Origin of the sequence: Gordoniibacillus kamchatkensis, from assembly GCF_000829455.1 — a bacterium.
GTDB classification, from domain to species: Bacteria; Bacillota; Bacilli; order Paenibacillales; family NBRC-103111; genus Gordoniibacillus; species Gordoniibacillus kamchatkensis.
The window spans coordinates 24688-39803 of record NZ_JXAK01000007.1 but is presented as its reverse complement, the minus strand read 5'-3'; the positions used below and the strand labels follow the sequence as shown (position 1 = coordinate 39803).

Sequence of the window (15116 nt, the reverse complement as noted above, 5' to 3'; positions counted from 1 at the left end):
TGTTATTCTCATAGCAGCACGATATTTCCGCGATCTTGTATATGCTTGGTCGCGTTGCGTGTGTCGATGACGAGTCGGCTGTACGCCGCTATTGAGTCGTAGGGAATACGCGAGTGATCCGTCAATATGAGCACGCAGTCATGCCGCTGAATGTATCTTTTCGTCAGTGCCACTCCTTTCAGCTTGCGTCCGCCGACTTCGATTTCGTTGATATACGGATCGTGGAAGTTGACCTGGACGCCCAATTCGAGCAGTTTTCCGACGATCGTTACGGCTCTCGATTCTCGCAAGTCGTTTACATCTCTCTTGTAAGTGACGCCAATGACGAATACGCTGCTGGCCTGCAGCGGTTTGCTGCCGGACAAGCAAGCCCGCACTCTTTGCACGACGTAATCGGGCATGCTCTCGTTAATCTCATGGGCAAGCTCGACAAACTTCAGATCGAAGCCGCGCTGCTTCGCCTTCCAGCTCAAATAGAGCGGGTCGACCGGAATGCAGTGGCCGCCGATGCCGGGACCGGGGTAATACGGAGTGAAGCCGTACGGCTTTGTGCTGGCGGCGTCGATCGCTTCCCACAAATTGACGTCCAGCTTCTCCGCCATCATGGCCAGTTCGTTCATAAACGAGATATTGACCAGCCGCTGGCAGTTCTCGAGAATTTTGGTGAATTCGGCTACTTTCGGCGAAGAGACGACTACGACGCGCTCGAATATGCTTTCATACAGCTCTTTGGCAAGTGTTGTACATGTCTCCGACACGCCGCCGAGCACCTTCGGGATATCCCGCAAATTTTGGTAGCGGCCCGGGTCGATGCGCTCCGGGGAATAAGCGAGAAAGACATTTTTACCGACGACGAGCCCGCCCGACTCCACGAGCGGCAGCAGCTCTTCTTGCGTCATTCCGGGATACGTCGAGCTTTCCGTAATGATCAGATGTCCTTCCCGTAAATAGGGGACGATGCTTTGCAAGGCACTTTTGACATAGGTCAAATCGGGCATCGAATCGCGGTCGAGCGGGGTAGGGACACAAATAATAATGACATCGGCGGCACTCACGACGTCATACGAATCGCCGACATGAAACTTGTAATTCGTAAACAGCAACTTAATATCTTTCGTCGTAAAATCTGATAAATAGCTTTGCCTGTTTATGAGCTTTTGGATTTTTTTCGAATCCGCATCTATCCCATAAACGAAATGTCCATTTTCGACAAATAAACGGGCTAGCGGAAGTCCTACATACCCTAAGCCTATAATTGCAATGGAACATTTGTTTCCGACTCCGCTCACGTTGTTCAGTCCTTTCGTAAAGTTTCACCCTTACCTTGCTTTAGAGCTCTATGAACGTAAAAAGCTTGAAGTCCTAACTTGCTCACTCCTTCTCCTCAATGTTCTTCATATCGTATGTCATGAGCCTTATAAAGGTATTAGTTTGATATCCCGCAAGAGAAGAAAAATAGTAAAATGACCGGCATATATAGGCTTTCGGCTGTACCGGATAGCGGAAATATAAAAGATGCCAGCCTATTAAATTAGTCGTCTATACCTTTCAAGATTATAGGACGAAACATAAAATGAGATGGAAAGGAAGTTCACGACACGGGGCAATGAAGGGATGAGGGTATGAAAATTTTGATGAGCAGTTATTTTAATTTGCCTCATGTAGGAGGGTTATCCGCTTATGTGGATACTCTTAAACAAGAACTGGAAAATATGGGACACGAAGTGGATGTGCTTGCCCATCATCCGGATATGCAGAAGTACTACATGTCGAATAACGACAGAACCCTAGACAAGTCGAAAATCAAAGATTTGGTGTACGAGAAGGTGTTCGCTTATTTCGAACAAAACATGCCGCATGTGGATCCGTGGATCAGGCGGAGAGAAATCGAGCGCTACTGCTTTGAAGTGGCGGCGGTCTCCTTCGGGCTCAATCAATACGACCTGATTCATACGCAAGACATCGTATCAACGAAAGCACTGTGGCGTGTCAAGCCGGCGGGGACGCCCTTGGTATCCACGATACACGGTTGCCTCGCCACAGAGTTTCTTTATACCGGCGATATTACAGGCAAACATACGCTGCCTTGGAAATACGTGTCCGCCGAAGAACGCTACGGATCGACTTCCAGCAATGCGACGATCCTCCTTCGAACTGGTTAAGGGAGCTGTACGCATCGGAGTTTCAAGTTCCGAGGCAGCATTTTCAAGTTATTCCGTACGGTATGGATATATGGTCGTTTCATAAAAGGATGGAGCAGCGGACGACGCTCCGGACTGAACAAGATATGAAAGTGCTCGTCTGTCCTGCCCGGCTCGTACACGTGAAAGGGCACAAGCATTTGTTCGAAGCGTTGGCCTTGCTGAAGGGCGAGCGAAGCGACTGGGTATGCTGGCTGCTCGGCGACGGGCCGCTCAGGGACGAATTGACGCAGCAATGCCGGGCACTCGGGCTTGGTGAGCACGTACAGTTTCTGGGCACCAGATCCGATGTGCCGGCAATTCTTGGCAGCGCGGATGTGTTTGTGCTCCCCAGCTTGCAGGAAAATTTGCCCTTCTCCGTCATGGAGGCGCAAATCGCCGGGAAAGCGATCGTCGTTTCGGATGCCGGGGGCATTCCGGAGATGGTCGAACACGGAACAACGGGTTTGATTTCTCCCGCAGGTCAAAGCGAGCCTATGTTTCATAACCTGAAGCGCGTTCTTGCCGATGATGTGTTAAGAAAGCGTTTGGGCGAGCAAGCCAAACAGTGGGCCATGCACCACTGGTCGATAGAAACGATGATGAAGAAGACGTTGGATGTTTACGACTCGGTTATACAAAGGAATATTACACAGAGGGGAGGAACCCGTTATGGATGATAAGTTAATAACCCCTTTGAAACAGGAAGCTATCGTTAAAAATATCATCGTCTCCGCAAAAAAGCTGAGTCGAAGAAAAAAAAGACAAGAAGAAAAAAAGACAAGAAGAAAAAAAAGACGATAAGAAAAAAAGACGATAAGAAAAAAAGACAAGAAGAAAAAAAGACGAGAAGAAAAAAAGATGAGAAGAAAAAAAGATGAGAAGAAAAAAAGACGAGAAGAAAAAAAGACGAGAAGAGGAGCAGAGAGAAGAAAAGTCAAAGACTGCAAATGCAACACAAAGAGCGTAACTCTCTGCGATTAGTTACCGGCGATACGGTGAGCGTTCCGATGTCCGAACCGGATCTCGTTCCGGCGTTGACCGCTCCATCTAATGATGTAGCAGAAACGGTTCCAGAGGATCATTACAACTCCATATTCTCTTTTAATGTCGTTACCCCGGAGGTCCAGGTAGATACCCGATTATGGGAAAATATAGTTGAAAACGTACCGGAACAATATTCGATTCCCGACCCCGAATTTATCCAGACATTGTCGCAGCAAACATCGTCGCCCGGAGAAGGGCCATTGAAGCACGTTGCTGACGAATGAAACGGTACCGATGAGTAATCGGTACCGTTTTTTCTTCTTTATCAGGTAGCGCCCCTTTCGTCGGGTTAAACCAACCTCTGTTGTGTACCGAAAGCCGGCTTCTCCTGCTGGCGATACTAATCCAGATCCAGATCCTTCATTAAGCGGCCGTCGAAATAAAAAGCTGCAGTGCAGAAGGGTTATTCCTGACCGCAGCTTATTTTCTTCTATTTTGGTACATACGTTAAAACAAATAGGCATGCTATCGATCAGGCGATATTCAATGGTTTCTACTGCCGGGTTCTCGACTTTGGCCGGCCGAAACGCTAAATCTCTTCCGCTGACTGAAGTCGTCCCGCATTTCGGCTCCTCAGGAGGTCCGAAGGACATGAAAATAAACGCAGCCCGACTTATATTTTTTTTGATTCATCGCTTGGGCAGCGCCGATGGCGATCCATTGTTCTCCTTGTTTGCGTATGCCGGCCAGCGAATGGCTGGATACCTCGGGATCCAGCCCATTGAACTCATGAACCACGTTTCCTTTCAGATCCAGCAAATAGGCGGCCCCATTTCTGGATCCGGCCAGCATCTTTCCCGAACCGTCCGTACCATCGATCCATGGCAAAATGCTTGTGCCCAGCTCCTGTTGCTCGAGCCAGCCTTCCTTTTCAAAAACCATTTGATGGTTAGGGACGGAATAAACCGTTATAGAACCGCGGCGATCTTCATCATTCCCGCTGGCCATTGGCGAACCGACCAAGACTTCATCCACCCCGTCGCCATCCATATCCCCTACGGTTATGTTATAACCGAATTGGTCAAACGGCCGTTTACCGATTGATTCGAAGAGCAGCCCTTTTTTTGGGGAATAGACGAGAATTCTTCCGATGCGCCTCAGTTCGGCTCGGGAAAACCGAGGAGCACCAATGACGATCTCGGCCTTACCGTCACCGTTTACGTCCCCCGCTGCAAGCGATGAGCCCAAGCCCTCCCGGCCGATCCCGGTAAATTGCTCCATAAGGCAGTAATCGCTGCCGGAAAATATCGACACCTTCCCGTTCCGGTCCAATCCATTCGGATCAAAATTATCGGAGGAGACCGCTACATCCGGAATACCGTCACCGTTCCAATCCAGAATGGCGATCGCCGTTCCGAGCCGCGCGTAATCCTCATTGCCGCTCCACCTGCGAAGCAACTTCCCCGTTATACCGGAATAAACCGATACGGCTCCGCATTCACTCCAAGTGCTGGAGCTTGCGCGCGGCGAGCCTACGATAATTTCCTTGGCTCCGTCGCCATCCACGTCCGCGAGCGCCACAGAAGTGCCGAAGCATTCGCCATAATTTTCGCCTGCCAACGTAAATAAGAGCTGCAAATCATGCGAGTACACGTATACCTTTCCCGCATCAAAATACGGAATTCGCGCCACGCCGGATTCTCCTTTGACGCGTGTCGCGGTGCTTGCGGCAATAACCCATTCATCGAGACCGTCTCCGTTAATATCCCCGGAAACGATCCGATCGCCGAACCGGTCATGCTCTCGTTTACCTTCCAAGTGTCTCCATAAGTAAAATGGCAGCTTATTGCTCATTTTGTTCCCACCTCTCACTGTCCGTAGGTTATACTTATTCAAACGGCGCCTGTTTCGCGAAAAACCATAGGATTAACGTAGCAATGCGAAGCTTAAAACAACACCAAAAATCCATTGCGGAAAGATAATGTATGAAATCGATTATTAAAGGGGGACAAGTCTTTTCAAATCAATCGTTATCATCGACTTTGGTGACTGTAACCGATTCTTGTGTCGGCCCCTGCACTTTCATGGCATGGATCGCATTCATGTTATCGAAGAAGGTGGTCAGTGCCGGATCGGGAATCACGAAGTTTTCCGGAAGCCTGCGAATAATTTTTGCCCACACTTCAGGTTTGACGTATACATCCCCCGGTTCCACACGGAAAGAAAACATTTCCTCGACTTGCTCCGAAATCGGTTCCTCGTATAAACTCCAATCAAAGTCGGCTTCCCGATCGGCGTCCGCAATAGCTTGACCGGCCTCAGCCGTCATACGGGCCGTCTTCCCGACAATCTGGTCAGGCTGTGCGATCGCGCGGAATGTCTCGCCTTTCTGATGCTTTTCAATAACCAAGGCGAAAGTAGGATAGGTGTCGCCAGTCGCTAAGGGCAGAGGTACAAGTGACAGGAATTTGCGGTGCTTAATCGCTTTCTTGATTATAGAAGCAATCTTTTTCTTTCTTTTTTTTCTATCGTCATTTTTAGATGACTTCCGCAGTTTCGCTTTATCGTCCCGGTGTTTCTTATCGGTTTTGACATGTCCCCGTATTTTCTTTCGCTGCTTCTTTCGTTTGGCAGATACATCCTTTTTTGTTTTCGATTTGGTGCGGCTTGAGCTGGATTGCATTATCATCCCCCCTATTGAACAATAGTGCTTCCGGCTATTTGATCGTATATTTGCAGGGTTTCGGAGACCATCTTATCCAGCGACCAATGCAAGGATCCCCATTTTTTGGCGTTTTTCCCCATGCGCAATCGCAAAAAATCATCATCAAGCAGCGTTTTTAGGTGGGTATAGAGCATTACGCTGTCGCCTCTGGGAAAGATCAAGCCCGTTTCCCCATGCGTAACCATCTCGGGAATGCCTCCGGCATCGGAAACGACGACCGCTTTTCCGGATATTTGTGCTTCCATAACGGAAAATGGCTGATTATCCTGCAGGCTTGGCAGCACCATCACATGCGCCGACTTTAAAATAGATGCAACGTCATTACGATCTCCCATAAATATGACGTCGTTTTGCAGGTTCAGCCGCCGTGCCTCCATTACCAGCTCCGCCCGTAACTTTCCGTCGCCCAGCAACCAGCAAACCCAATCGTTGCGCTCTTTTTTCAACAAAGCGAGTGCCTCGAGCAGCGTTTTATGTCCCTTCACGGGTACGAGGCGAGCCGGACATACCAACAGCTTTTTGGACGAAGGAACATCCAGAACATGCCCCTTCTCCGCTTTGGCTAAAAAGTTCGAAATATCCATCCCGTATGGAATGACCCGTACTTGATGATCGGGAACGTAAAATTCCGTAGACAGCAAATTTTTCAGCCATTGCGTCGGAACAATCGTCAATTGGCTGGAGGTGGCGCCAAAATGCTCTTCCGTCCAGGCATAGCTCCACTCCTGCGACTGTTTATGCTTGACCTCTCCGGAATGGATATATTCGGTGGCAAGGCAGCCATGAATCGTCGAAATCATGGGGGTATGTTTCGGCTTGACACGCCATAACGCTCTTGTTGAAACGATATCCTGCGCATGAATCAAATCGTACTTCTCCAGGCCGAAATAGACTGCAGCTGCTTCATAACTGTAGCGTTCGATTTCCCGCCATCGAATCCATTCGGCTATGTCGCTGCGTTGTTGGGCAAAATACTTGATCAAATTGTCGTAAATCGGATCTTTGATTTTGGACTTATCGATAGATTTGCCGGTATTAACCATATAGTACTTTTGCATACCCGGGGCGTGTCCGAATATATCCACTTGATGCCCTAACTTTCGAAGGCTTCTTTGCAAGATATCGGCGTATGTCCAAAGCCCTCCCACATGAGGGAGATAAAAATAAGACGCCAGAAGAATATTCATTCCAATCTCCTTTCCGTACCAATTGTCCTTATATGGTATGTGATCATCTCATCGAATGAAAAGGACAAATGTCGGCATTGAAATCGTCCAGATTATCCGGTTGGTTTTATTTGTTTGCCCATTCGTACGGGACACCTTACCATTTTATAAAATAGGGTATTATCTGATCTTTGTCCTCTCTTTCCATGAGTGGCGGAGATGACGAAAAACTTAGAAAACGGCCAACGGTTTGGTGAACATCCCGTTCATCAACCGTTGGCCGTATTATGGGATAGAATGAACATCAATCTTTGGGAAGCGACCGCAGTTATAAGATCCAAGCCGTACGGACTTTACTCGCTAATTATCCGGGTTCGGTTATCCGCCTCCCGCACCAACTTATTGAAGTATTCTATGCTTTTTATCATGGGGGTACAATCGTCGTAATCAGGATGAAGGCTGATTTCGAATATAAAGTCCTTGTTTATGATATACGGGTAAACCTTTCTGAAATCAATAGCGCCTTTGCCGACAATTAAGCCGTCCGCTTGTCCATCACTATCGACAACATGATAATAATTGGCATACTTCTGGGTGCGCTCCAACGTTTCCGCGAGTTTATCGTTGTTCCCCTTAAACGAAATAAATGTATGACTGATATCGACTACCAAGGGAAGATTCAATGGTTCGATTAAGTATTCGATCAACTTCTCATTATCATAAGAGAACAATCCCTCAATCGTATTCTCCCATAAGATCGTGTTTCGCCCGAATGTTAGGATTTCATCAATTCTTTTACGCATGCTAACGAGATTGGCAAAAGTCGAATCAGAGCTTGCCGTATTTGCATAATGGGCATGAACGATTACTTTCACCCCTTTATCTTCCCCTAATCGAACGAGCTGTTCGGTAGAACGAAAATAGTAACTCCTGCGCTCCTTATCGGGATCTAAAATATCTTGAGGCACCCCATTGTACTCCATCGGGTGATGAAGATATACTTTTGCTCCCTTGGATTGAACGTAATCGATTCTGTCAAGAAGAAGGGCCTCGTCCTTCAAGTCTTCGTTTGTTAAATAAAATTCCAATATTTCAGGATGATAAAACAACCGATCGTTTATGGCTATCATCGAAGTGCTGCATTTCAGTCTGACATACTGCATAAGCCGGATCTCTCCCTTTCCGATTATACCCGTATTGTAGTTTTCCCCCTTATAGGATATGTCTGCGAGTCGAAGAGGCTTGTATTTTGAAACAAATTGAACCAGTGTGGCTCTCCTATACCCCTCAAAAAGCAACACAAAAAGGAAACGATATTTTTTTCGGGTATCGTTTCCTGACTTTACTGAAAACGTTTCGTTATTGACGGTCCGGGATGTTACTGTATGGTTTCTATGAATAAGACTTATATTCTCCTGAAAGTATCCTATTCCACCAGCCTTGGTTATCCAAATACCATTGAATCGTCCGCTTGATTCCTGTTTCAAAGTCAGTTTTCGGTTTCCAGCCCAGCTCACGGGTGATCTTGGCAGCATCTATGCCGTAACGGCGGTCATGCCCCGGACGGTCCGGCACATACGAGATCAGCGACTCCGGTTTGCCCAGCTCGGCGAGGATAGTTTTGACGATCTGAATGTTGGTCCGTTCGTTGCTGCCGCCGATATTATAAACTTCGCCGTTAACGCCTTTATGCATGACGAGATCGATTGCGCTGCAGTGATCCTCAACATACAGCCAATCGCGAACGTTAAGCCCGTCGCCGTAAACCGGCAGCGATTTATCGTGAAGAGCGCGAGAGATCATTAGCGGAATCAGCTTTTCCGGAAACTGATAAGGCCCGTAGTTATTCGAGCAGCGCGTTATATTTACGGGCAGCCCGAACGTTTCGTGATAAGCCCGCGCGAGCAAATCTCCACCGGCTTTACTTGCAGAGTAAGGGCTGTTGGGAAGGAGCGGCGATTGTTCCGTGAATAATCCGGTTTCACCAAGGCTGCCATAAACCTCATCCGTCGAAATTTGAACAAATCGCTGCACGCCGTACTTCCTTGCGGCATAGAGAAGCATGTGGGTGCCCAAGATATTGGTCTTAACGAAAATATCCGGATCCTGAATGCTGCGATCGACATGAGATTCGGCAGCAAAGTTGACGACAATATCCACTCCCTGCCGGAACAATTCATCGATCAATTGCCGGTCGGTTATATCCCCTCTTACAAACGAGTAATTCGAATGATTCTGAACGTCTTTCAGATTTTCATGATTCCCGGCATAGGTCAATGCATCCAGATTCATAATTTGATAGTCGGGATATTTATTAACCATGAATATAATAAAGTTGCTTCCGATAAAGCCGCTGCCGCCTGTGATCAATACTTTCATTCGGTTCCCTCCGTCATCCGAGAGTCGTCTGTCACTTTTTTTAGGAACGGTTTTTTCCGGCCTTTCTATGGAAGGACCGGTTTGAAGGTTCGCCGAGTGGTCTTGGCTGTTGTTCCTTTTCACGCGATGGAGGGATCGCGCGGTTTACCCCAGGCAGTAAAGCAGGTTGTACGACAGGTTGTATGACAGGTTGCACGACAGGCGGTGCTACATAAACCGGATCGGCCACTTCGTTTACCAGGCCCATCGCTTTGAGCTTCCTTGTCACGCCAATTTTGGAATCGTACATGAATTTTATTTTATTGGTACCATTGGCGGCAATCTGCATCGCTTCGTAGTAATTGTTCTTAACCCACCGCAGGATATCGACCAAGCTTCTGTTTTTGGTGATTTCAATATAATCGACGCCGCTTGTCATTACATAATGATCCTGTCGCGGATTGCTCGAGACTAACAGACATCCGGTTGACATGGCATCGCCTGCGGCCGTAGTCGGAAATCCGTCCGATGCTGTCCAATCCTGCTTGCTGCAGCTGACAAACACGTGGGCTTGCTGATAAACCCGTACGGCCTCTTCCGGCTCTAAAAGACCGTGGTAGGTGTAGTTTTTATTGGTGAACAAAGGCAAATAATCTTGCCAATTTCCGACAATATGAAGATGAAAGCTATCGTCGAGCTGGTTGAACGCCTCAATCATATGAGGGAAATTTTTACGAATGCCCTGATGGGCCGAAAATACCAATTTGATCGGAGGCGTTAAAGGTTTCGGCTTATAAGCGTAAAAGCTCGTATTGATCATACCAGGGACATAGATACTACTGGGATACTGGGTGCGTACTTCTTTAATGTTTGTAAAGATGGTTGAATAATAATCGTCCAATCGGCATAACTCGAGCGGAGTATCCGGCTGCAATCCGCCGCCGGGATAAATGGTCGTATGAAGACGTATGTTACGGTCCTGAATAAACGGCAAAATATTCAGATCGTTCGTGGAACCAAGGATCGTCATACCGTTCTTAAGCCGGGAGCGGCCAATCAAGCTGACAGCCAAACTCAAAAAAACGCAATAAACGTCCGTAATATTTTCTGCAATCATCTTCGGTATCAGTTGGGAAATGTGGTGGACAGGCGCCGGAAAATCATTCGGCACATGATTGCCAAACGGATCCATATATGGATTCATGGAGAAAAATACCGTATCGGGCCGCAGGCGGTGGATTTCGTAATTTTCCCAATACCGAAACCCGCTTTGTTTCCATGGAAAATGGCTATCAATGACAGCCAGTTTCCTTCCGGGAGTTGGAATTATCATTGTGGCATCATTCCTTTTCTGCTAAATTTTCTTCAGGATTTTCTTCCAGATTATCTTCGATTTCTTTCTCGATCCTTTCTTCAATGCTTGCTTCCGGATCTTCTTTTTTTGGGTTTTCTTCATAGTGCTTCTTTATTTGCGCTGGAACCCCGGCAGCCAACGTTCTGTCAGGAACGTCATCTTTTACGAACGCTCCGCCACCGATTACCGCCCAGGACCCGATCGATATGTTCTCTCGAATGGAAGCGCCGATTCCGATATAAGTCCCCTCGCCGATAGTTACATTTCCTGCAATATTCGCACCCGGCGCTATCGTTGCGTAATCGCCAATGACCACATCGTGGCTGATGTTAGCGCTGCGGTTGACGATCACATATTTTCCGATTTCGATATTGTCGGTCAGAACGGAGCCTTCACATATAATGGATCCTTCTCCGATTCGATTTCTGGTTGAAATCTTAACGAAGGGATGTATCAGTGCTTTTGCCGGATGAAATCCCGCTTCCAGCGTCTTTTCAACAAACCTTTTTTTTAGCGCAGGATCGCCGACTCCGGCACATATTACATCCACATCTTCCCGAAGATCCTCAATATCGGACAGATCTCCCAGCACCGGAATATCATTGACGATTTGGCCTTTCATCTCCGGCCGCTCATCCAAAAATCCGATCACTACACACCCTAATTGTTCACAGAGCCAATTGACCTCCCGAGCGTGCCCGCCGCAGCCCCATATTACAAATCGCTTCATCGCTCAGCCAACCTTTCTGCAATCGTCTTTACATCATGTTCCGTCATTTCTTCCCAAAGCGGCAAACTGAGAATACGCTTGGAGACATTGTCTGTCACTTGCAATGAAGTAGAGGGACAAGAGGCAAACAATTTCTGCTGATGACAGGCCGGGGAGAAGTATGTTCTTAATTCGACTTGACGGTTGGCGCACGCTGCGACAATGTCCCGGTTCATTTCTTCTTCAGGGCATAAAACAGGGAAGAATTGGTGCGGTACGATTCCTCTGCAGTTGTGGAAAATCCAGCCTTTCTCAGGCAATCCCAGGCCGGTAAGATACTTTACATACCACTTGTATAAGGTTTGACGCACCGATGTTTTTTCTTGAAACACGTCTAAAGTCGCCAAAGCGATTGCCGCAGTATATTCGGATATTTTGCTATTCAATCCCAGGATAGAGGACTCTCTGGCGCCGGAGAACCCGAAATTTCCGGCTTGGCGAATTTGCCCAATGGCTTGCCCGTTTCCGCTGTAAACCAAGCCTCCTTCCCCGATTCCGAAAGCTTTCGTCGCATGAAAGCTGAAAACGATAAGTCCGGAGAAGCCTTTCCCGAAATGCCCGTCGTCTCCGGTACTCCCGAAACTTGCTGCCGCATCCACAACAACAGGTACTCCTGCATCTTGAAGTTTTTGATAATAGGTTAAATCCATATCCGTACCGAATGTAGCGTAAGGAACGACAACGGCTACTTCCTCGCCAAGCTTTTCAAGCAAATCATCGACCATGCGTTCATTCATGCACCAGGTATCTTCAGTAATATCAACAAAATACGGTTCTAATCCGCACCAAAGGGCAGCCAAAGGAGTAGCGGCAAATGTGAAGCTGGGCATCAAGGCGTAACGGGCTTTCGGCCGTTTGCACTGCGATATGGCCAACATTAAACCGCTGGTCGCATTATTTACGGTTACAGCCGATCCGACATGATCGAACATCTCGTTCACTACTTTCTCTTCGAACAACGAGTTTAACGGACCATAATTCGAATAACGTCTGGAACTTTCAATTTGGGAAAATAAATGCTGAAAGCTCTCCTTTTTTACCAGGTTCGGCACTAAAAAGGGAAAATTATCCAATCAAGTTCAACTCCTTTTGACCCTTTCGTTAAAATAGCGGCATGATTCATTTCCTTTCCACCTTTTAGTTAAATGCCAATCATATAGTACGCTTATGGGCTTCCAACGGTAATAGATTAATATCCCTAAAGATAAAAATAAGTAGAATGACCATATTTACATCAGCTATAGGCTGCAATATTGATGAACAATGGGAGCAGAAATATGCGCTATTCCACCAAATTGGTTGTTTATAAGTTACCTGCAGATGGGACGATTCATAAAATGCATTCGAACGAGCCATGGAAGCGAGGGGATTATGAAGTCATATTTTTACGGCTGGAGATTCATATTGATATAAATTGACGGCATGTTCTCCCGCAATTTCTAGTTAAGGAAGGTGATTTCATTTGAAAGGCGTCATATTGGCAGGCGGGAAAGGAACCCGACTATATCCGATAACCAAAATCATCAACAAACATCTGTTGCCTGTAGGCAAGCATCCAATGATTCACTATAGTATCGATGCATTAAAGTTATCAGGTATCAAAGACATCTTGATCATTACTGACAGGCAATCGTCAGGTTTGTATACGGCGTTTCTGGGGAGCGGACGTGACTTGAATCTGAATATCAGTTTCAGAATCCAAGAAGAGTCCGGTGGTATCGCACAAGCCTTTCCCTTGCCGAAGGGTTCATCCATCCAAAGGAAAAATTTGTCGTGCTTTTGGGAGATAACTTGTTCGAAGATTCACTGAAGGAGCAGGTGGACTTGTTTGTAAAGCAAGGGGCGGGCGCGCGCGTGATGTTGAAAAAAGTCGAGGATCCGAGGCGGTATGGGGTTCCGACGATCGTCGACGATAAAATCGTAGAGATTGAAGAAAAGCCTAATAACCCCAAGTCAAACTATTGCGTAACCGGTATTTATATGTATGATTCGGAAGTTTTTGACATCATCAGCCATATTCAGCCCTCCAAACGGGGAGAGATGGAAATAACGGATGTTAACAACGTTTATGCGAGGCAAGGAAAGCTCACGTACGACATTTTAAAAGGGTGGTGGACGGATGCGGGTACATTCGAATCCTTGTATGAAGCGAGCGCCAAATTCTTTTATCGAACGGAGGAACATTCGTAAAATGGTTGAATGGACAAAGTCATTTATCCATACTTCATCGGTTTGTTCCGCATATGAATGAGTAGACATTATTTATGCTTCCGTGTTAAGTAATAATAATTTTTGGAAAGGATGTATAAAAAGATGCCTTTACTCGCTTATGTGGTCAATACCGGTTCTAACGACATCTCAGTGATCGATACAAGTCAATGTCGAGTGATTGCCACGATTCCCGTTGGGGATTCGCCGCAAATGGCCGCACTTACCCCGGACGGCAGCTGTATGTACGTAACGAATTGCAACGCCAACAATGTTTCCGTTATTGATACCTCTACCAATGCCGTGATCGAAACGATTTTCGTAGGATCTTCTCCGATAGGGATTGAAGTTTCGCCGGATGGGACCCGTGCCTATGTAGCCAACGCGGGCAGCAACGACGTCTCGGTGATCGATACGGACTCTAATACGGTAGTCGCTACGATAATGGTCGGTACGGGGCCGGAAGATATTGCCTTTACTCCGGATGGTATCCTTGCGTTTGTCACGAATTATGGTTCTAACGACGTCTCGATCATCAACACGGCGATCAATGACGTTGTTGGTACGATACCTGTCGGAAACGAACCGTTGGGGCTTAGCATCAGCCCCACACGCCACGGAACCTGTGCATATGTAACGAACTCGGGTGAAAATACCGTCTCGGTAATTGACATGGTAACGAAAAAAGAAATTGCCAAGTTATCCGCTAACAGTTTTCCGGAGGATGTGGTCCTTACTCCGGACGGTGCCCGAGCCTATATCGTAAATGCCGATTCAAACGATGTAGTTGCGATCGACACGTATACGTTCGAAGAAATAGCTACGACGGTCGTTGGGAATGGACCGGCCGGAATCGCCATCACGCCTGACGGAAGTCATGTGTACGTAGCCAATATTGACTCCAACACTGTCTCGATGATCCGGACGTTAGACAACGTCGTTGTCGCAACGATACATGTCGGGACCAATCCGGGAGGCATCGCCTCACATGGAGGAAAATTGACTTTGAACAGAGGCAAAAGCAAGAAGGAAGTTGTAAACAAAAATCAAGAAGCAACAAATAGTGAGGAAGTCGTTAGCGGAGGGAATTCCAACACGAAACAACCGTTTTTCAGGAGGATAATCAGAGGGGTTGGCACCGGCCCGAACACAGGACCGGGTACAGCCCCCGGAACGGGACCCGGAACCGGGGAGCCGGACCCGAACATGGACGACGACTCCGAGTAGAATGTGCACACGGCTTGAAAATGAAGTCCGGTATCTGAAACAGGATACCGGACTTTGTTAATCATTGCTTAACATATAGCCGTGACAGGCAGGAGCAGACGTCTCGGTACATACGCAATGATTGGCAGTAGACATGCCTTTG

The 15116-nt window shown here is 47.2% G+C and carries 14 protein-coding genes and 1 pseudogene; 6 read left to right on the top strand and 9 right to left on the bottom strand.

Going from position 1 to position 15116, the window contains the following annotated elements:
- Positions 1–8: 8 nt before the first annotated feature.
- Positions 9–1289: a nucleotide sugar dehydrogenase gene (locus SD70_RS05645; RefSeq protein WP_041046446.1), complete on the bottom strand. Its 1281-nt coding sequence runs from the start codon at positions 1287–1289 to the stop codon at positions 9–11.
- 393 nt (positions 1290–1682) lie between these two features.
- On the opposite strand from SD70_RS05645, the gene SD70_RS37665 reads away from it, so the two are divergent.
- From SD70_RS37665 to SD70_RS05635, 4 genes are all read left to right on the top strand, one after another.
- The gene (locus SD70_RS37665; RefSeq protein WP_231571057.1) at positions 1683–2162 is read left to right on the top strand and encodes a glycosyltransferase family 4 protein; all 480 of its coding nucleotides are present in this window, start codon (positions 1683–1685) and stop codon (positions 2160–2162) included.
- A gap of 125 nt (positions 2163–2287) precedes the next feature.
- Positions 2288–2860 carry a glycosyltransferase family 4 protein gene (locus SD70_RS37660; RefSeq protein WP_231571056.1) on the top strand — a complete coding sequence of 191 codons (573 nt, stop codon included), beginning with the start codon at positions 2288–2290 and terminating at the stop codon, positions 2858–2860.
- Positions 2853–2984, top strand: a complete 132-nt coding sequence (locus SD70_RS39155; RefSeq protein ID WP_269432425.1) for a hypothetical protein — start codon at positions 2853–2855, stop codon at positions 2982–2984. Before SD70_RS37660 ends, SD70_RS39155 begins: the two co-directional genes overlap by 8 nt.
- 206 nt (positions 2985–3190) lie before the next feature.
- Positions 3191–3451, top strand: a complete 261-nt coding sequence (locus tag SD70_RS05635; RefSeq protein ID WP_156157898.1) for a hypothetical protein — start codon at positions 3191–3193, stop codon at positions 3449–3451.
- Positions 3452–3800: 349 nt separating this feature from the next.
- On the opposite strand, the gene SD70_RS05630 is transcribed toward SD70_RS05635, so the two are convergent.
- From SD70_RS05630 to SD70_RS05595, 8 genes are all read right to left on the bottom strand, one after another.
- Positions 3801–5021: an FG-GAP-like repeat-containing protein gene (locus tag SD70_RS05630; RefSeq protein WP_041046613.1), complete on the bottom strand. Its 1221-nt coding sequence runs from the start codon at positions 5019–5021 to the stop codon at positions 3801–3803.
- A 169-nt stretch (positions 5022–5190) separates the two neighbouring features.
- On the bottom strand, positions 5191–5850 hold the full coding sequence (locus SD70_RS05625) for a hypothetical protein (RefSeq protein ID WP_041046442.1): 660 nt from the start codon (positions 5848–5850) through the stop codon (positions 5191–5193).
- A gap of 11 nt (positions 5851–5861) precedes the next feature.
- A complete protein-coding gene (locus SD70_RS05620) occupies positions 5862–7079 on the bottom strand; it encodes a glycosyltransferase family 4 protein (RefSeq protein WP_041046440.1) in 1218 nt (405 codons plus the stop codon).
- A 332-nt stretch (positions 7080–7411) separates the two neighbouring features.
- Positions 7412–8221 (bottom strand): TIM barrel protein, encoded by an 810-nt coding sequence (locus SD70_RS05615; protein ID WP_041046611.1) that lies wholly within the window; start codon positions 8219–8221, stop codon positions 7412–7414.
- Positions 8222–8450: 229 nt separating this feature from the next.
- Entirely contained in the window at positions 8451–9437 is a 987-nt protein-coding gene (gene rfbB / locus SD70_RS05610) for a dTDP-glucose 4,6-dehydratase (protein ID WP_041046438.1), read from the bottom strand.
- A 40-nt stretch (positions 9438–9477) separates the two neighbouring features.
- On the bottom strand, positions 9478–10749 hold the full coding sequence (locus SD70_RS32890) for a glycosyltransferase (protein ID WP_052487088.1): 1272 nt from the start codon (positions 10747–10749) through the stop codon (positions 9478–9480).
- A gap of 7 nt (positions 10750–10756) precedes the next feature.
- Positions 10757–11500, bottom strand: a complete 744-nt coding sequence (locus tag SD70_RS05600) for an acetyltransferase (protein WP_082053155.1) — start codon at positions 11498–11500, stop codon at positions 10757–10759.
- Positions 11497–12612, bottom strand: coding sequence for a DegT/DnrJ/EryC1/StrS family aminotransferase (locus tag SD70_RS05595; protein ID WP_041046435.1), 1116 nt, complete (start codon positions 12610–12612; stop codon positions 11497–11499). Before SD70_RS05595 ends, SD70_RS05600 begins: the two co-directional genes overlap by 4 nt.
- Before the next feature lie 389 nt (positions 12613–13001).
- On the opposite strand from SD70_RS05595, the pseudogene SD70_RS05590 reads away from it, so the two are divergent.
- Together SD70_RS05590 and SD70_RS05585 are read left to right on the top strand one after the other, a co-directional pair.
- Positions 13002–13729: pseudogene (locus SD70_RS05590) on the top strand (sugar phosphate nucleotidyltransferase).
- A gap of 123 nt (positions 13730–13852) precedes the next feature.
- Positions 13853–14974, top strand: a complete 1122-nt coding sequence (locus tag SD70_RS05585) for a beta-propeller fold lactonase family protein (RefSeq protein ID WP_052487087.1) — start codon at positions 13853–13855, stop codon at positions 14972–14974.
- Positions 14975–15116: the final 142 nt, after the last annotated feature.